The sequence below is a fragment of the Nostoc sp. C110 genome (assembly GCF_043099725.1).
Classification (GTDB): Bacteria; Cyanobacteriota; Cyanobacteriia; order Cyanobacteriales; family Nostocaceae; genus Nostoc; species Nostoc muscorum_A.
Window position 1 is genome coordinate 1,070,966 of record NZ_CP171148.1, and the last position, 19,298, is coordinate 1,090,263.

11 protein-coding genes and 1 pseudogene are annotated in these 19,298 nt (G+C 42.1%); 4 read left to right on the forward strand and 8 right to left on the reverse strand.

Translation table 11 applies throughout. The features are described 5' to 3' along the window. Positions 1-145: 145 nt before the first annotated feature. From ACFFRD_RS10365 to ACFFRD_RS10385, 5 genes and pseudogenes are all read right to left on the reverse strand, one after another. Positions 146-2,341: a transglycosylase SLT domain-containing protein gene (locus tag ACFFRD_RS10365; protein WP_392481379.1), complete on the reverse strand. Its 2,196-nt coding sequence runs from the start codon at positions 2,339-2,341 to the stop codon at positions 146-148. Positions 2,342-2,654: 313 nt separating this feature from the next. Next, positions 2,655-2,711, reverse strand: a pseudogene (locus tag ACFFRD_RS10370) (hypothetical protein); the annotation flags it as partial. 202 nt (positions 2,712-2,913) lie between these two features. After that, positions 2,914-4,173, reverse strand: coding sequence for an FAD-dependent hydroxylase (locus ACFFRD_RS10375; protein WP_392481380.1), 1,260 nt, complete (start codon positions 4,171-4,173; stop codon positions 2,914-2,916). Positions 4,174-4,611: 438 nt separating this feature from the next. Next, complete coding sequence (locus tag ACFFRD_RS10380) at positions 4,612-4,803, reverse strand: hypothetical protein (protein WP_392481381.1); 192 nt, start codon at positions 4,801-4,803, stop codon at positions 4,612-4,614. 241 nt (positions 4,804-5,044) lie between these two features. Beyond that, positions 5,045-5,803 (reverse strand): YebC/PmpR family DNA-binding transcriptional regulator, encoded by a 759-nt coding sequence (locus tag ACFFRD_RS10385; protein WP_392481382.1) that lies wholly within the window; start codon positions 5,801-5,803, stop codon positions 5,045-5,047. Positions 5,804-5,949: 146 nt separating this feature from the next. Between ACFFRD_RS10385 and ACFFRD_RS10390 the strand changes: the two genes are divergently transcribed. Beyond that, positions 5,950-7,296, forward strand: coding sequence for an ABC transporter substrate-binding protein (locus tag ACFFRD_RS10390; RefSeq protein WP_392481383.1), 1,347 nt, complete (start codon positions 5,950-5,952; stop codon positions 7,294-7,296). Positions 7,297-7,584: 288 nt separating this feature from the next. Here ACFFRD_RS10390 and ACFFRD_RS10395 read toward each other — a convergent pair whose 3' ends face one another. From ACFFRD_RS10395 to ACFFRD_RS10405, 3 genes are all read right to left on the reverse strand, one after another. Next, positions 7,585-9,156 carry a metallophosphoesterase family protein gene (locus ACFFRD_RS10395; protein ID WP_392481384.1) on the reverse strand — a complete coding sequence of 524 codons (1,572 nt, stop codon included), beginning with the start codon at positions 9,154-9,156 and terminating at the stop codon, positions 7,585-7,587. A gap of 114 nt (positions 9,157-9,270) precedes the next feature. Further along, entirely contained in the window at positions 9,271-9,975 is a 705-nt protein-coding gene (locus ACFFRD_RS10400; protein WP_392483045.1) for a DevA family ABC transporter ATP-binding protein, read from the reverse strand. Between the two features lie 146 nt (positions 9,976-10,121). Continuing rightward, positions 10,122-11,450, reverse strand: a complete 1,329-nt coding sequence (locus tag ACFFRD_RS10405) for a calcium-binding protein (RefSeq protein WP_392481385.1) — start codon at positions 11,448-11,450, stop codon at positions 10,122-10,124. A gap of 1,022 nt (positions 11,451-12,472) precedes the next feature. Between ACFFRD_RS10405 and ACFFRD_RS10410 the strand changes: the two genes are divergently transcribed. The 3 genes from ACFFRD_RS10410 (at position 12,473) to ACFFRD_RS10420 (ending at position 19,285) form a co-directional block, all read left to right on the forward strand. Beyond that, entirely contained in the window at positions 12,473-14,248 is a 1,776-nt protein-coding gene (locus tag ACFFRD_RS10410; protein WP_392481386.1) for a hypothetical protein, read from the forward strand. A 77-nt stretch (positions 14,249-14,325) separates the two neighbouring features. Beyond that, on the forward strand, positions 14,326-19,014 hold the full coding sequence (locus ACFFRD_RS10415; RefSeq protein ID WP_392481387.1) for a type I polyketide synthase: 4,689 nt from the start codon (positions 14,326-14,328) through the stop codon (positions 19,012-19,014). A 19-nt stretch (positions 19,015-19,033) separates the two neighbouring features. Continuing rightward, complete coding sequence (locus ACFFRD_RS10420) at positions 19,034-19,285, forward strand: hypothetical protein (protein WP_392481388.1); 252 nt, start codon at positions 19,034-19,036, stop codon at positions 19,283-19,285. Positions 19,286-19,298 lie beyond the last annotated feature (13 nt).

Genomic DNA, 19,298 nt, shown 5'->3' on the forward strand with positions numbered 1-19,298 from the left:
GGGAACAAGGGGGAATTATTGAACAAGCTTTTCTCTCCGTTGTCTCCCCTCTCTTCCTTGTCTCCCTTGTCTCTTCTTCATGCCCTCTGCCTCTTGTGAAATCAAACTCACCTAATCCCTAATTACTCATCGGATTGGGCATGAATCACTGCGCTGGCAATTTTGGATGTGTAGTTGAGTACTTTCCTACGATTCCAGAAATCTCAGGGTTATAAAGTCTCAAATAATTCCAGTAGTTGCCAAATACTTGACGCACATAATTTTTGGTTTCATCAAAGGGAATTTGTTCAACAAACTCATCTGGGTCTTGTGTAGTTAGAGTTTGCAGCCATTTGGAGACATTACCAGGCCCGGCATTGTAACTGGCGATCGCTAACAACGAGTTATTGTTATATTGCTGATGGGTATGATCCAAATACCATGTACCCAGCATAATATTATCGTTGGGATTTTCAAGGTTTATTGTTTTGAAATCCACTTTGATTTGTGGGGCGATCCATTTAGCTGTACTCGGCAATACCTGCATTAAGCCAGTAGCATCAGCGACGGATTTGATTTTTGGCTCAAACCTTGACTCTTGACGCATCAAAGCAGTTACTAGCAGGGGATTGAGTTTACGCTCAATAGACCATTTTTCAGTTTCTCGGAGATAGGGAAATGGATAACGCGCTTGCCAGTAGGCGATCTGTTTGCTCAGAGTTTGATATTGGGCAAGTTCTGCTGGTGTTTCCCGGTCTTCTAACTTAGAGATTTTGTCAATTCCAATGAGATTTTCTCCCCTTGCCTGCCGCATCAACCCTTCAGTAAATTGCTCTGCTACTGTTGGCTGAATTTTATTCTGAAATTCCGTTTCCCATTGCAACCAGGCATCGCGGTCTTGACCCAGCAAATACAATTCTTTGAAAGTCTCAGAACCAGCCGGTGGTAATGAACGCTGGGGTGCGACTACTTCGGGGTTCATGACGCGCACGTTGTCGAAGTTGCCGACATTTAGCCCCCGCATATTCGCTGCTCGCCAAGCATAGTAAGAGTAGGGAAACTGACTAATTACATAGTCATAAGCAGTTTGAGATTCCTGCTGTTTTCCTAGCGAAGCTGCCCATTTACCTACCCAAAAGCCTGCTCTCGGAGCCAAAATACTGTTGGGATTGTTAGTGACAATTGGCTCTGCCCATTGCCAAGCACCGACGTAATCTTTGGCTTTGGCTTTATCTTGGGCGATTTTCCAGCGATACTCTGCGGCTTCATCAGAATTGCCATATTTGGCTATGAGTAATTGCCACGCCGCGCTAGCTGACTTTTGATCCTTGAGGGTTTCGAGAGTTTTGGCTTTTTGTACTAATGCAGTACCAGCTTGTTTAGGAAATTTACTAATTACCTGCTCAAGATAGGGTAAGCCGTCTTTACCTGTTTTTGCTGTTTCTGCTAACCGTAGTAATGCAGTCCCAGCTTCCTCGGTATTGGGAAATTGCTGTACCAATTGTTTATAAGTGGCGATCGCTATTTCTTTGTCTTTGCCTCCAATCTGTAACCCTCGTGCAGTCCGGTAGAGGTTGCGCGATGTTTTGGGTGCTTTGGCATAAGCATTCGCCGCTTTCAGAAATTGGCTATTTTCCCAATAGCTTGTACCAATGAGTTCCCAATCTTCGGGTTTGAGGGTAGTCTGTTTGACTAACTGATCTAAAACGCCCACTATGCCTGGTTGATCGTAGGCATAAGTAGCCAAAATCAGTTGTAATTTTGGCTGATTAGGGTTTTCTTGCAGGCGTTTACGAATAATTTCCCAAGTTAGAGGATTGGAAGGAAATTGAGCGATCGCTATTTCTTGTTGCTTTGGTTGGGCAATCAGATATAGTGCTTTCACCGAAGCCGCTTCTTTGGGATACTGTTTCAGCACTTTTTGCCTAAGATCCGAGGCTTTGCCGTCTTCGCCCAGCATATCCTCTGCCTGGGCTTGTTTCAGCAAAATGTAGGGTGCGAGGATGGGATAGTCTTTATCTAATCCTTGGAGTAAAGCCAGGGCTTTTTGGGCTTGGGTTCTTTCAATGTAATCACTCGCCAAAAGATAACGAGCGCGATTTCGGTCTGGCGATCGCGACTGCCCTGCGATTTCTGCTAGTTTTGCCGCCCGTTCTGGCAGAGATTGTGATATCAGTGGCAAGACGGCTGATTGGGCAATGCTCGCATCAGATGTTTGCTCTGCCTGATTCTTACCCAGTTTGAGCCATTGCCCAACGGTTTTACCAATCTCAGGTGCTGATACCATTGCCCCAGCTAAAAAGGCAAACAGTGCCGCACCCGCAATTATGGAAATTTGCTTTTTCTGTAGTTTCTTCAGCATGAATACCCGCTGAAAAGTTCCGATGAATTTCCTGAAACTTTAACACTCCTAACCATTAGTATTACCAATTTTTAATTTTAGATTTTTAATTTTATGTACAAAAATACTAATTTTCAATCCTACGGTTGATAGTACTGAGTAATTAGCACATATTAAATACTATTACATCTATCTTTGGTACAATTTTTCGGCAGTAATCTTTAACTCCAGAATCTATTTCCGCCATTAACAATAGCGTACTCACCATCTGTAACACTCCCCTCACGCCCCAAACGCCCCTAAACATGGGGCAAATTGAATTTGTCCCGCAACGTCAAGAAGGTTTTTTGCGACGCAATCGAACGAATTCTTGCAGAGCAAGATTCATTAGTTCTTTTTGGGTTGTGAGCTTGGTTAGTTGGAAGGCTTCGTTGGGAAGGGCTTAATCAAGGTTAAGGGTAATTTGCATAGGATTGAATATGGGTTGAAGCGGGGACAATTATTCTCTTTGTCTTATTAACCCAATAGACAACCGACCCAGTTCAGGGCAAATGTTTGTTAGCTGCGTCTGTGCTGAAGCCTTAATCTAGCGTTTATCGTTTTGCCAATTCTGGAGTTCGCCCTTTCAAGCCAATCATCAACTTCAGCATAAACACCTTTAATACAGGAACTCGCTGCAAAAACCATAAACCCAAGCGACGAACCACCACTATAGGTAAGAAGTTATTAGAAAACATCCGATCTAACAAATCGGTGAAACCTAAAATAGTTAGGTTTTCCAACTTGCGCCAGCGTTCATAACCTTTCAGAATTCGAATATCGCCAATATCTTTACCCGCTTGGTGCGCTGTTTGGATTACTTGCGCCAAAGCTGCTGCATCCCGAATTCCCAGATTTAAACCTTGTCCACCCACAGGATGGCAATTGTGCGCCGCATCACCAATTAATGCCAGTCGGGGGAGAACATAGCGATCGCTTTGCATGAGTTGTACTTGGAATACAAAGCGATCGCCTAGTAATTCCAATTTCCCCATCTGATCGCCATAACGACGGGTGAGTTCTGCTAAAAATTGCTCATCATCTAAGGCACATAAAGCTTTTGCTTCTTCGTGAGGGGCTGTCCACACAATGCGGCAACGGTTCCCCGGTAAAGGTAAAATCGCAAAGGGGCCGCTAGACCAAAATCTTTCGTAAGCGGTGTTATTGTGAGGTTTTTCTGGTTTGACAAATGCCACGATGCAAGACTGCCAATATTTCCAGCCGGAGGTTTTGATACCAGCAGCTTGACGAATTGGCGATCGCGCCCCATCTGCTGCTATCAGTAATTTGCTGCGAACTGAGTATAACTGATCGGTGATTTTAATATCTATCGCTACTATATCTTGCTGGTAATTAGTATTTACCACTTCAGCCGGACACAGATATGTCACATTTGCACAATCTTGGACAAACTCCTGCAAAGGCTGCAACAGCGCTTGGTGTTCTGCCACATAACCCAACTCTGCTGTATGTATATCATCGGTGGTAAATTCCACCACATTGGGATAATCGGCATCAGAAAGACGAACTCGGCAATATTTGGCAATTTGAGGCAATATTTTGTCCCAAACTCCAATTCCTTGGTAAATTAGCGCTGAAAGCTGATGAACTGCATAAGCTTGTCCTTTCGCTACGGCCGCTGATGCGACTTTCGCCTCAATCAGCAAGATACTCAAGCCAGAATCTTTTAAAGCAGAGGCTAGAGTTAACCCAATAATCCCACCGCCGACAATTACCAAATCATATTCATATCCCCGCAAGTCTGGCGGTGTTGGTTGAGGGGAGAGAGGTTGCTCAAGCTGCGTTATGGCCATTGTTAAGTTAGGTTACAGCGTGTTTTACTCTTATTTTGACGCGATCGCGCCTCCTTGAGCAAGTTAATGAAAAAACCCGTTGATTGGTAGGGATTTCAACGGGGTTAAATAATGCAGTTATTTTTTCAGATTAAGAAGAATTCAGAATTCAGAATTCAGGAGTCAGAATAAAGACGCTCTCTACGAGACGCTAAAAGCGTAGCTTGCTTCTCTGAAAGAGTACGCGGACTCGCTAACGCTATCAGTGTGGGATTGAGACCCGCCACTGTCTTGTTTACCACTAAATATGCAGATTTAATGGGGGTCTTAAACCCTGGCATCCACTCTTTCGTTCAAAATTCATTCTGAATTCTGGCTCCTGACTCCTGAATTCTGTTTCGATAAACCAACACTAAACTTTATTACAGAGCTACTAGAAACTGCTGCACATAATAGTAACTATTTATGAGTTTTAGGAGCTATATTTTTAGCATGATGTTTGTGATGTTTGTGGTGTTTCACGTGTTTAATTTTACTAGATTTTGTAGTAGCAACATGGTGGATAGATTCAGCTTGAGCTTGAGATGCAAAAGCGGTTACAGGCGCAGCAAAGATTAAAGCCAAAAGTAAAGCTTTAGCGAACTTATTCACTTGAAATTCCTCATCAACTAATCAACAATCTAACTATCCAATAGGTATATGTCATGAGTTTGTAATTGATATGAATCTTTCATGTCTATTTTTACAACTGTCAAATATCAAAATTACAGAGAATACTTAGCTAAAAAATACTCATAACCATCAGAGTTGCTGGTATTCCAAATATAGATGTAACATTTTGCACGTCATCTAAATAAGTGCTATTTGACTATCGAATCTGTGTGAATTTTAATTAAGAAAAGCTGAGAGCCATCAATTCTTCTGTTATTTCAAAGTTAGCTGTGACATTTTGCACGTCATCCAAGCCTTCTAGAGTATCAATTAACTTGAAAAGCGATCGCGCCTGATCTGGATCGGTAACTTCTACACTATTACTAGGAATCCAGCGAAATTCGGCATCAGTTACCTTAAAGCCTTGATTTTTGAGCGTCTGACTAAGGGTTTCTAAATTGCCAATATCAGTAAAAACCTCAGCCATCTCATCTTCAGTCATCTCATAAGACTCAGCACCGCCTTCAAGGGATGCTTCTAAAAGCTGTTCTTCGTCAATCACACCCTGTACTACACAAACGCTTTTTTGATCGAACATCCAGCTAACGCAACCTGTTTCACCAAGATTGCCACCATTTTTACTAAAAGCTACACGCAAGTCAGCAGCAGTGCGATTGCGATTATCTGTGAAGGCTTCGATTAAAATCGCTACACCACCAGGGCCATAGCCTTCGTAGCGAATCGCCTCAAAGATAGCGTTATCACCGCCAAAAGTGCCTGCCCCTTTAGCGATCGCTCGTTCAATATTATCATTGGGGATACTCGCTGCCTTCGCCTTGTCAATTGCCGTGCGAAGTTGAAAATTCAGCGCCGGATCTGGTACGCCGCTTCTAGCCGCCACAATAATCGCCCGCGATAACTGAGTGAAGGTTTTCCCCTTTTTAGCATCTACTACCGCTTTTTGGCGCTTAATATTTGCCCATTTACTGTGTCCTGCCATAATCTGAAATTATCAAAACTCTATTCAAGATTAGGATATAAACGCTTGCAAAAACCATGACTTAAGATAATTGTGCAACTCTAATCAAAGTGGCAAAGTTATGTTGAAGCAGCTACGAGAATCGATCAATCATTTTAATCAACATTATGCACAATTTTTTTTCGCCTCCTCGCTATGCCAAGCGAAAAAGAAAGAAAGTGTCAAATTATCTTAGGAGATTACTGCTTGTATTATTCGTAGGCATAATAGCTTTAGTTGGATGTCAAAGTATTCTACCTGTTATTAAGGAAGATAAAGTAATTCATTTAACCCTGTGGCAAGGTGTAAATCCGCCGCCAAATCGGGATGTGCTGCAAAAGCTGGTAGACAAATTCAATCAATCCCACCCAGATATTCAGGTAGAGTCGCTTTATGTTGGGCAACAGGATCAGCAAACGCCCAAGATTTTAGCAGCAGTAGTAGGAAATGCACCCCCAGATTTATTGTGGTACAATCCGACGATCGCAGGTCAATTGGTAGAACTCAATGCGCTTTTACCTTTGGATGAACTCCTCGCAAAATCTCCAATCAAAGCCGAAATTGACCCCGCTTTGTATGGATCGATGAAATACAACGGTAAAATTTGGTCTGTGCCCTTTGCTACAAATAATGTTGGTATTTTTTACCGTCCAAGTTTGTTTAAGGCGGCAGGGATTACTGAATTACCCCGGACTTGGCAGGAGTTTGCACAAGTTGCCAAGAAATTAACTCGTGATACCAATGGTGATGGACGAACCGATCAATATGGGATGTTTCTACCTTTGGGAAAGGGAGAATTTACAGTGTTCACCTGGTTGCCGTTTATGTGGAGTGGCGGTGGTGAGTTGGTGAGTGGTGATTCACAGAATGCAGCAGCAGTAAATTTGCAAAATAATCAAGGCGCGATCGCAGCTTTGCAATTCTGGCGTGATTTAATTACGGATGGTTCCGCCATTTTATCTGGACCAGAACGGGGTTATGAGACAGATGACTTACTCAGTGGTAAAGTTGCAATGCAATTAAATGGCCCTTGGACTCTGGGGCAATTCCAAGAGACTGGTGTCGATTTTGATGTTTTTCCAATTCCTGTTGGACAAAAACCTGCTACTGTTATTGGTGGTGAGAATCTCTTCTTTTTCAAAACTACACCGAAACGTGAAAGAGCAGCTTTTAAGTTTGTTGAATATGCTTTGAGTGAAGAATTTCAGACAGAATTAGCATTGGGAACTGGCTATTTACCAGTGAATTTGAAGTCTCGTGAAAGTCCAAAATATCAAGATTTTATCAAAAAAATACCACAGGTGAAGGTATTTTTAGACCAAGCAAAATATGGGCGATCGCGTCCCATATTTCCTGGTTACAATCGGATTTCTGACAGTGTAGGTCGGGCGATTGAATCTGTATTGTTGGGTAAGAGTTCGCCAGCAGACTCACTCAAAGCAACCCAGCAACGCCTAGATTTGATTTTCAAGTGATTAAGGCGCGTAGTTTACCGCCATAGGCATCGCATCCCGTTTAAATAAATACGCTTGGGTTAATATAATTGTTTTGTGAGGCTGCGCCAAATTTTCTTTCTTTGTGTCCTTCTCTGACGAGACGCTGCGCGAATGCGCCCTTTGCGGTTCGTTCCTCATATATTCATACAGAATTGGTATTAACTCTTTGTCAAAGTCAATTTTTTTAACGAACCGCAAAGGACGCAAAGAACGCAAAGGAAGAGAAGGAAGAGAAGGAAGAAATGCTTAACTGAACTGTATTGCCGTTTAAATTACAAATGGTTCAAGTTCGCGGTTGTACCACTCATCTTCAATCCGTTCAGTAACCAACGGTCTGATGATAAACTTAGGCGGGCTACCATCCAAAACATCAATCCGCACACATGAGTAAGGTAGGCGGTTCTGTAAATTGTCATCATGACGACCCACAAAAAGCGTTGAATCGGCAACTTTCCGAGTAGGTTTACCTGCAATTTCCGTAAAAGTCTCCATCAATTCAGTCCCCTTTCGCCTTTGATAGCGGGGACGATGACCACTACCACCAGAGATAATGCAGTTAATGTGAGAGTCAGCAAATCCGGTATCAGTTGTGCGAAGATGCTCCAAACAGTGGGCGTGACCATTTAAAATCAAATCGACTATGGGACGTTCTTTAATTAGAGAACCAAGATTTTCTGCCACTTGTTCAAACACCCAGCGCAAACGGTGACGAACCGCCAAGGTTTGTGCTTGATTCCACTTAGTAGCTTCTGTAACGAACGGCGGATGGTGGAAAAAGATTACACGTCCGCGCACTTCGGAGGTGTTCCAAGATTCGATTAGTCTGCTTCGTAACCATTCAAGTTGTTCAAAGTCAATCGCAGGCATCTTATGAGATGCCAACTGTTTTTCAATATCGATTTTGATCTCGTTTATTTGGTCTAATTTGGCGGTAAGTTCATCAAGTTGTTCAGCCTCGGCGGGTTTATCTGGGTTGAGGCGATCGCATATTCCCAAAATCTGCAATTCTTCTCGATCTATTTCCTGGCGACGCTTTTGCAATTCCCGGCGGTAAATTTCCCCCTCTTCAGTTGCAGGTAAAGGTGATGGTGTATTAAAGGTATTAGAATCCAGCGCGAAAAAGTCAATCCCGCCGTAACGAAAGGTGTAATAACGATTGGGTAAGCGGGTAAACTGTCCGGGTTCGTAACGCAAACACCGCCCGGTATCGGTCTTAGCAGTATAATGTCGATCTAAATGACGTTCTAACTCTTGCGGGGAAGCGATCGCTTGGGTATAGTCCATAAATGCCCGTGCATAAGCATTCCCTTGATATGATCCATGCCAGCCAATCTCGATATCTTTGTAGCGGAACAGGCGACGCAATGAAGATGTTGTGCCAGTAACTAAACGGTACATCAACGGTACATCGTAGTAATCATGATTACCTGGCACTGGCAAGAATGGCATATTAAACACCATGCGGTCATAAGGAATGCTTCTCGGCTTGTCACCACCTACAATAAATTCCCGGTAAGGCTCAATAAAGTTTGTTGAATAATATTCTTGGGAACCAACCACATAGATTACATCACCTGTGTGCAACACAAAACTGCAATCATCCCGGTGAGGAAGCATCAATTCGGCAACTTTTCGTTGGGGGTGATGGCGAGAATGGGATTTGGTGCCGGAATCACCAATAACCATAAAGGAAAATTCTGGACTATCTTCCCTGCGATCGTCAATAACCATGCTGGTTTGGTCAATTCCCCGTTGCACAAAACTTGGATGCATCCACCGCACCCGTTCCTTCATCTTTTGAATTTTTACAGGAATCGGTGGATCGGAAATCAATTTCATGGCTGATAACTCTTGAATGCTTAACGCACAAGCTGATTGTAACGAAATAAGCTAGCTACAGCAAAGCTTTGATAGTTTTCGGAGATGTCTTCTTTTGTTTTCCCATCAGACTAGTCACACATACGTTTGCCCTAGTTGAACTCTCGTTAATAGGCCATCTTCCATTTCTATGATGCGATCAGCTATGTCTAAAATGCGGTTGTCATGTGTGACTAACAAGATAGTAGTTCCCTGATTTTTAGCTAGGCTCTGCATTATTTTTACGATATCGCGTCCTGATTGTTTATCTAATGCAGCCGTTGGTTCATCTGCTAGCACTAAGGGAGGACAATTTACTAAGGCGCGGGCGATCGCAATTCTTTGTTTTTGACCGCCAGAAAGATTGTCTGGATAATAATTAATTCTTTCTTCTAAACCAACAGCTTGTAGCATCATTTCTGATTTAGCTACTGCTTCTGTTTGAGAAATGTAATCGTTTAATTCTAATGCCATTTGTACGTTTTGCTTGGCAGTCAAAAACCTCAACAAATTGTGAGATTGAAAAATATAACCGATGTTACGTCGCATCTGCACCAGTTTGTTCTGACTAACACCAGACAGTTCTTCACCTAAAAATTTCAAACTTCCTTCTTGTACAGACCGTAAACCACCAATCAAGCTCAGTAACGTTGTTTTTCCTGAACCTGATGGCCCAGTCATAATTACAATTTCACCAGAATAAACTTTTAGGTTGATATCAAATAAAATTTGTTTTCTCAGCGCATTTTTCCCATAGTAATGATTCAGATTTTGAATTATAATTAGAGCTTCTTGTCTCATCATAAATCTGAGAATATTTAGTATAAATGATGTATCAATAGAACAGATTGGTTAATGTTCTAGCGATACATCTGAATGATTCTTTGGAGTTTACGTTAACACCAACAGATAATACAGTACCTGATTAGCGTAAAAAGATAGATCAACTATGCGATGAAATCTGTTGCTGTCAGACTACTAGCTTGAATACGATCAACAACTGCTAAAGGTGGTTCACTGCTACCAGCGATCGCAATTAAAACGTTACCACCAGTTTGGATTAAAGACAGTTGTCCGAAGCTAATTTGATCGGGTAACTTAATGTGATCTACTCCTTTCTGGAAGTCAAAGATTTGGTCAAATCTAGCACCTCTACCTAAGATAAAAGTATCGTGTCCAGATCCTCCACTAAGCAGGTTGAAACCTAAACCACCATCGAGTAAATCATTACCTTTATCGCCGTTGAGAATATCGTTATCTGCACCTGCAAATAGTTGGTCATTGCCAAGACCACCATTGAGTAGGTCATCACCGGTATCTCCAACAATAGTATCGTTATCCCAACCACCATTCAGGAAATCACCCCCAACACCACCATTTACATAATCTTTACCGAGATCACCATTAATAAAGTCACTGCCTTCGTCACCAAATAAGCGATCCCTACCTGTTCCACCGTTGATCACATCATTGCTCAGTCCGCCTTGGATAATATCGTTACCAAAACCTCCGTTGAGAAAATCGCTACCATCTGTACCAACGGTTTGCGGGTTTGCAACGCCAACGCTAGGAATGTCTTGTGAAAGTCGTGATTCGTGTTGAGAGTACAGTTCGGCATTGCTAACTTGTACAAAATTAGCTGATGTGAACTGATCGGGACTAGCAAAAGCTACAAGCGCCAATAACTCACCTGTTGCAACCACAGAAATCAAGGAGCTAGGGCCAACCGCTTCTATCTTGATCTGATTGAATGATAAACCACCAGCCAAGGCAATGAAGTCATCGGTGGGGTTAAAGTCAACAAAAGAGTCTACCCCCTCACCTGCTTTAGCTACAAAGCGATCGCGCCCTTCTGCACCAAAAAGTGCGTCGTTACCAGCACCACCATAGAGCAGATCGTCGTCAGCAGCACCAAATAGACCATCATTACCCGATCCACCTAACAGGGTGTCGTCACCACCACCCCCACCTACAAGGTCATTACCACTACCCCCAGATACAAAATCGTCTTCATCGTTAGGTAAACGTAAAAAGAAATCATTACCGGCTCCGCCAAAGAGAACATCTTGACCTAAAGAACCAACAATAAAATCATTACCCAGTCCACCGACTATTAGATCATTGCCATTACTACCATTAAGTAGGTCATTACTCGCCGTACCTACAAGTACTGAACTTGGGATGTGCAATCCTGTGACTTGATAATAAATATTTAGCAGACTATCTTGACCACCAAGGATGTTGGAATCAAAAAGATGAGGCAATGGTCTTGACATATTTTTGGTTAGGTATTTCTGAGAGTTTTATAAACTATGAAAAAGCAGCAATAGTCCTATAGCTAAAACTCAACAAGTTATGAAAAACTCAGTTGGTAAGCTTTAGCTGGGCTGTATATGGAAAATATCTGGTCAAATTTTGCAACTGATATAGTTACACGAATCTCAGAAAAGTTTTTGCATGAAGTGCAACGTTTTTAAGATTCTTCTCAGAATCATATAAATAAATGTATTTATAAAAAATTAAAATTTGTTTATCAACAGGTTAATTCTGATTGAATAATTGTTGATTGATTTGCATAGATGAAATCTTGATAAAAAGATTAAATTTTGTTTATGTAATCATTAATTGTGAACACTATTAAAATATAGAGCTTAAAATAAAAACATGATTAAATTTTCTTATATAGAGATAAAATTATAAAAAATATAAAATTCCTCTATCATTATGTGTGTATAATTTTTACGAATGGTGTAACTTGCTTGGATAAAGTGGATAAGTTCTACAGCTAACCATAAAAATTGCATCAAAAATCGACTTGATGTAGTCAGCAACAGCAATTCATTCTCAGTCTAAAAATACCTGCAAGATGTAGGTAAACTAAGTTAGCTTATCTATAAAGGGAATTCATGAAAACCGCTTGAGAAAAGTCATTCAAAACTAAAATGTGCTTTAAGCAAAGGTATTGAACTCAATATATTTAGGATAAGATATAGGGTTAGACTCCTTTAATTAACCGAGCATAAGGTCTTTATTTCAGTAATCTTCAAAATTGAAATTTTTGATTAGCCAAATCATATCGCTTGTGGACTTTGTTCACGCGTATGTTTCTGTGCATAGTCTGAGTAATAGCGCCGAAAACTGCAAGGAACTTCAACCATTATGTTCTATTGCAGAAATGCTTTTGGATTTAGATTTTTGCTAATTTAGTTAGCTATTAAATTAGTTAAAATACCTAGAACTATTGTTGGATTTAGGCAAGGTCAGTTACGCATAGTTGCTTTTAGGTGTATAAAGACTTATGCAATTAAGAGACAAGATTTTTGGCTGTGCAGTTTATACCAGAAGCGATATCCTCGACAAATTGTTTAGACCGAAAAATATTCCTGATTTGTCAGATGGAGACAGTGAAGAAAGAAAAGAACGTCTCTCAGTTCGGCGAACAATCTTTCTACATCTGGATGGAATTGCCATAGGCCCAACTACAAATGCTCTACAGGAAAGGGGAGTCTTCTTCTTGTTTGAAGAAGGAAAAGTCGTACCCCTGAATCTAGTTCTGAAATATTTTCCGGGAAATATAGGCTATTTGAATGTTGCTTTGCGGTTAATGGTGTCGCAAGGATGGATGAAGCATCAAGAAATAGAGGGAGAAATCTTTTACACCTTGACTCGCAGAGGCAGCATAGCGTTAGGACTGTCATCAATTTATAAAGAGTTTGTTGCTTTTTTACCTACCCTGATTAATATCAATGACTATCTTTTTGGAGATTTAACTTTGTCGTTGCAGTCTAAATTAGCTGACGGCATGAATTTCTCCTCTCTGCTAGCAAGAGCTAAAAGACAGTGGGACTTGGTAGAAAGTACAGATGAAGATTATCAGTATGTGTGTTGTCAGATATTGCACCATCTCAATGGCTTATTGGTAGGTCCAACGATGGTATCTTTAGCAATGGCTAATGTGTTTGAGCAAATCGATCCCAAAACGCACACACTTGACATTGAGCAGTTAGCAGGTAATCAAAAACATTTACTTGAAGCTTTTGAAATCCTGGCTTTACAGGGCTGGGTTGTAATTCAAGGTCGTCAAGTTCAGTTCATCCGTACAGGCTTATATGCGATTTCTAGAGCCTACGCTTACGGAGTCACGGTTTCTTATTTACCAACATTTGAGAAGGTTCCTGAACTGTTATTTGGCAATCCCACTATTTTATGGGAACGAGATACTGATGGACATGAAACCCATGTGAATCGTCGAGTAAATATTTGGGGTAGCGGACTAGCTCATCAAACATACTTCCAGAAAGTTGACGCGATTATTAGAGATATCTTTAACCGTCCGATTGACGAACAACCCAAAGGAATTGTAGATATGGGTTGTGGGGATGGTACATTTATGGAGCATATCTATCACGTCATTCAAAATCAGACCGTCAGAGGGAAATTTCTCAATGAGAATCCCTTGATTATGGTCTGTGCTGACTATAATCAAGCCTCTCGGGAAGCTACTTACAAAAGACTCAAGGATTTGCAGTCGCCAATAAGCGTTATCTTTGGTGATATTAACGACCCAGACGACTTAGCAAAAACAATACTCGCCAAATATGGAATACTATCTGACGAGTTTCTCCATGTCAGATCGTTTTTAGATCACAACCGTCCTTTTATGACTCCCAGACTGGGAAATATGGGCTGTGAATTGAGTTCTACAGGAGCTTTTGTTTGTAGGGGTCGAATGATTACAGCAAATGAACTCTTACAAAATTTATTAGAGCATTTACAGCGTTGGAAACCGCATATCGGGCGATTTGGTTTGTTAGTCCTAGACTTACATACGATTCCGCCAGCCCTAGCAGCAGCGAATATTGGGTATACCTTAGCCACAGCTTATGATGCGACTCATGGTTATACAGATCAATATCCGATTGAACTGAATCAATTCATCGCTGCGGCAAAATTAACTGGATTAACTCCCGATCTCCGCTACCAAGCCAAGTTTCCACCCAATGATTTGGCTACAGTTAGTCTCAATTTATTTGTCCCTATGGAAGTGGGGAGTGGTGAGTTACGTTCTGACTAGATTGTTGGAAATACGAACTCCAAAGGATACGAATAGTTCATCAGGTCATACTGCAAAATCAAGTAGGTGGATTAGAGTTGTCTAATAACTTTAACGAAAAAGCGATCGCCATTATCGGGATGTCGGGACGTTTCCCCAAAGCAAACAACCTGGATGAATACTGGCAAAATCTCAAAGATGGGGTTGAATGTATCTCATTTCTGAGCGATGAGGAACTAACGGCGGAAGGTGTAGATGCTTCTACCCTCAACGATCCCAAGTATGTCAAAGCCAGTCCGATGATTGACAATGTGGAATACTTCGATGCCGGATTCTTTGGCTATTCACCTAGAGAAGCCAAACTCATTGATCCTCAACATCGTGTATTTCTAGAGTGTGCTTGGGAAGCCCTCGAAGATGCTGGGTGCGACCCTGAAAACTATGAACATCTCATCGGTTTTTATGCAGGTGCGAGTATTAATACTTACATACTGGATTGTATTTTAGGCGATCGCTTGCGTCCTAAACTTGATTTTGAAAGTTTCCTGGAAACCTTCGTTGGTAGTGACAAAGACTTTCTCACCAGTCGCGTATCTTACAGATTAAATTTGAGAGGGCCTAGCGTCACAGTCCAAACGGCTTGTTCCACTTCCTTAGTTGCAGTACATTTAGCTTGTCAAGGCTTGTTGAATGGCGACTGCGATATGGCTTTGGCTGGAGCAATTTCCGTCAGAGTACCTCATCGTGCTGGTTATTACTATCGTGGTGGTGGTATTGTTTCTCCTGATGGACATTGCCGCGCCTTTGATGCCGAGGCTGGGGGGACTGTTTTCGGTAGCGGTGGTGGTATTGTCGTTTTGAAGAAGTTAGCGAATGCTTTAGAAGATGGCGATCGCATTCACGCTATCATTCGGGCGACAGCAATTAACAATGATGGTGCCCTCAAAACTAGTTACACTGCACCAGGGGTAATAGGACAAAAAAATGCCATCATTGATGCTCTATCCAAAGCTGGGATTAGTCCTGAAACCATCTCATACATCGAAGCTCACGGCACTGGTACTCCCATTGGCGACCCCATCGAAATCGATGCCTTAACCCAGGCATTTCACACACAAACTCAAAAACAGGGATTTTGTGCGATTGGTTCGGTAAAGCCAAATATCGGTCATTTAGATGTAGCATCGGGTATGGCTGGACTAATCAAACTGATTCTGGCTTTGAAACACCAGCAGATACCACCAAGTATTAACTTTAACCAACCAAATCCCCGCATTGATTTTGCCAGTAGTCCCTTTTACGTCAATACAAAACTCTCGCCTTGGCAAACCAATCAAATTCCCCGCCGCGCTGGAGTTACAGCCCTTGGGCTGGGAGGGACTAATGCCCATGCGATTCTTGAGGAAGCGCCAACGGGGGATGAGGGAGATAAGGGAGATGAGGGAGATAAGTGTTATTTACTACCTCTATCTGCAAGAAGTTCGGAGGCTTTAAAGTGTTTAGCAAAGTCCTATCAAGACTTTCTTGGCACTGAAGGAGAAACTCTACGAGACATTTGCTACACCGCCAGCGTCCGCCGCAGTCATCATAGTCACCGCCTGAGTTTGTTAGCCCGTTCCCGCGATGAACTATCGCAGTTACTAGAAACATACCTCCAGGGAGAACTACATTCCCAGATTACAACGGGTATCCAAACTCCAGATCGTCAGCATCTACCGATTTTTATCTTCCCTGGACAAGGTTCTCAGTGGTTAGGTATGGGGCGCAAGTTATTACAGCAAGAACCCGTATTTAAGGCTGCTATAGTTCAGTGTGACAAAGCTATCAGTCAGTATACAAATTGGTCATTACTCGAACAATTGATACTTGATGAAGCCGACTCTCGCCTAGCAGAAATTGATGTTATCCAACCAACCTTATTTGCCGTTGAGATAGCCTTGGCAATGCTTTGGCAATCATGGGGGATTAAACCTGCGGCTGTCGTCGGTCACAGCATGGGAGAAGTAGCAGCAGCTTATATTGCAGGTATCTTAAACTTAGACGATGCCGCCAAGATTATCTGTAAGCGCAGCCAAGTAATTAAACGCGTTAGCGGTCAGGGTGCAATGGCTGTGGTTGGTCTGTCGTTGGAACAAGCCCAAAAGGTGATAGTTGGCTATGAAAACTGCGTATCTGTAGCCGTGAGCAATGGCCCGACATCCACTGTGTTATCAGGCGATCCCAAGGCGATAGAAACTATTCTGGCGAATTTACAAGCCAAAAATATTTTTTGCCGCTTAGTGAAAGTGGATGTCGCTTCCCACAGTCCACAAATGGAGCCTTTACAAGAGGAACTGCGGCAACTTTTACAAGGAATTCAACCCCAAGCAGCAACTATCCCCATCTATTCCACAGTCACAGGTAAATTAATTGATGGTTTGGATTTAGATACAACCTATTGGGTAAAGAATTTACGAGAGCCTGTATTGTTCTCGACGGCTATTCAAAGCTTGATAGGTGAAGGACATGAAGTTTTTCTCGAAATTAGCCCCCATCCAATTTTAACCACAGCCATCCAGCAAGGACTCCAGTATAGCGATCGCCAAGGTGTTGTACTTCCTTCCCTCAAACGCAACGAAGATGAATTAGCTGTGATGCTCAATTCCCTTGGTGCGATGTATGCTGCGGGATATCCTGTAAATTGGCGCAAACTCTATCCCGACGGTGGAAACCACATTCAACTACCCACTTATCCCTGGCAACGTCAGCGATACTGGTTAGATAGAAAAATTGCCCGCAAAACACCACTTCCAGAAGAAACGCATAAATCTGCAATATCAGAAGAATGCACCGATTTGTTCTATGATCTAACTTGGCGGTTAAAATCACAACAAAATTCCACTAGTAAAAATAGCCAAGATAGTTTGTGGTTAATCTTTGGCGATACTCAAGGCTTGGGTATTGCCTTAGCATCTCAATTACAGGCGCAAGGTGCAACTTGTCACTTTGTGATACCTGGAAATAGTTACAGCCAATCTTCACCAGGATATTTCACAATCAATCCTAGCGATCGCGAAGATTTGCAGCAACTAATCAAAGATGTAAAGGCAAGTAGTCAGCTACCTCTGCGGGGAATCGTGCATTTGTGGAGCCTGGATATTGCTTCAGCACAAGTCACCGAAACATCCTTGCAAGATGCCGAAAAATTACTCTGCGGTAGCGTGCTGCACTTGATTCAAGCCTTGGTGAAAAATCCCCCGTCCGACTGGCCGCATTTATGGTTAGTCACGCAAAATACCCAACCAGTGAAATCTTCTGTTAATTCTCAGGCGCTACCCCAATCACTTTTATGGGGACTGGGAAGGGTGATAGCACTGGAACACCCAGAACTGTGGGGTGGTTTAATTGACCTGGATAAAACCACCGCAGACCAAGCAGCCATGCTGTTGGCAGAAATCCAAACAGCCGACGGAGAGGATCAAGTTGCTTGGCGTGATGGTCAAAGATATGTTGCACGTCTCGTCACCAGTACCGTGCCAAAGGCATTGAAGCCGTTAACAGAATTTAATGCCAATGGTACTTACTTAATCACAGGTGGTTTAGGAGGACTAGGTTTAAAGCTGGCAGCTTGGTTAGTCGCCAAAGGTGCAAGACACCTAGTTCTCACAGGTAGACAAGGATTGCCAGAGCGTTCTTTATGGGATACCTTACCGCCAGATGACAAGCACAAAAAGGCAATTACAGCCATTCAAACATTAGAAGCTCAAGGTGCAACAGTCAATGTTGTGCAAGCGGATGTCAGCAACTTTAGCCAGATGCAATCTGTATTTGCCAGCAATACTCACTGGCGCGGCATCATCCATGCGGCTGGGATTTCTATCCCTCAAAACTTGGTAGAGATGAGTTTAAGCACATATCAAAATGTATTAGCAGCTAAAGTTAGCGGTACTTGGATATTGCATCAGTTGACTCAAAATCTCCAACTAGACTTTTTGATTTTATTTTCCTCAGCCGCCGCCATCTGGGGTTCTAGCGGACTTGCGCCTTATGCGTCAGCAAACCACTTCTTGGATATTTTGGCTCATTATCGCCAAGGAAACAACTTACCAGCATTGAGTGTTAACTGGGGTAGTTGGGATGAGATAAACGTTGTTGCAGCTGAAGTCCAAAGCCTGTGGTCGCGTGTCGGGTTAAAACCGATGGCTGTCACACAAACCCTAGAAGCGTTGAAGTCATGTTTGCAATCAGATGTAGTACAAAAAACAGTTGCAGATGTTGACTGGAGTATCTTTAAACCCACATTTGAAGTCAGACGACACAGACCGCTACTAGAAGAGTTGGGACAATCGCAGGAAAAGCAAGAAAATAGCGCTGTAATCAAGTCAGAGCTATTGTTGCAGCTAGAGAAGAGTTTAGCAGGCGATCGCCACAACTTACTCATCACTCATCTGCAAATGATAGTGAGTGAGATTTTGGATCTCGATCCAGAAAATCCTCCCGAAAACCAGCAAGGATTTTTCCAAATGGGTATGGATTCTCTCATGTCTATCCAACTAAAAAATCGGCTAGAAGCAAGTTTAAACCATCCCCTACCTTCAACCCTAGCTTTTGATTATCCCAACATCGAAATGCTAGCTAACTATCTAACACAAGAAGTGCTAGCTCCAATTTTCCATCAACATCTTGAAACAACCCAAGATATATCTACACAGCCAACATCACAAAATCAAAGCAATAGCTTAGATGAGCTTTTCTTGCAAATAGAATCGCTTTCCGAAGACGCAGTAACACAGTTATTTTTGAACTAGTTTTTCAGGAGAAAAAGCAATGTCCATCATCTACACCGTTTTAGATAATATCTCTCAAATGTCAGGAATCAAAAAACTACTAGCGATTCTCAGCACAATTTTTATTGTGTCAATTTTGATTACAGGTTTATATTTGCTCTTTAGAACGTATAATGAAGTAGGCTTAATTTCCATCATGTCAATTTACTTTATTTTGATGCCTCGCGATTCTTTTCTTGAGCGAAAAGAAATGAGAAAAATGGAAAAGCGAATGAATGCAGTCAAAGTCTAAATAGAAAAATCTC

Bases quoted from the DNA above. Each gene is read 5' to 3' on its own strand.
- ACFFRD_RS10390 (WP_392481383.1), top strand. From the start codon at position 5,950: ATGCACAATTTTTTTTCGCCTCCTCGCTATGCCAAGCGAAAAAGAAAG.
- ACFFRD_RS10405 (WP_392481385.1), bottom strand. From the start codon at position 11,450: ATGTCAAGACCATTGCCTCATCTTTTTGATTCCAACATCCTTGGTGGT.
- ACFFRD_RS10400 (WP_392483045.1), bottom strand. From the start codon at position 9,975: ATGAGACAAGAAGCTCTAATTATAATTCAAAATCTGAATCATTACTAT.
- ACFFRD_RS10410 (WP_392481386.1), top strand. From the start codon at position 12,473: ATGCAATTAAGAGACAAGATTTTTGGCTGTGCAGTTTATACCAGAAGC.
- ACFFRD_RS10420 (WP_392481388.1), top strand. From the start codon at position 19,034: ATGTCCATCATCTACACCGTTTTAGATAATATCTCTCAAATGTCAGGA.
- ACFFRD_RS10375 (WP_392481380.1), bottom strand. From the start codon at position 4,173: ATGGCCATAACGCAGCTTGAGCAACCTCTCTCCCCTCAACCAACACCG.
- ACFFRD_RS10385 (WP_392481382.1), bottom strand. From the start codon at position 5,803: ATGGCAGGACACAGTAAATGGGCAAATATTAAGCGCCAAAAAGCGGTA.
- ACFFRD_RS10395 (WP_392481384.1), bottom strand. From the start codon at position 9,156: ATGAAATTGATTTCCGATCCACCGATTCCTGTAAAAATTCAAAAGATG.
- ACFFRD_RS10365 (WP_392481379.1), bottom strand. From the start codon at position 2,341: ATGCTGAAGAAACTACAGAAAAAGCAAATTTCCATAATTGCGGGTGCG.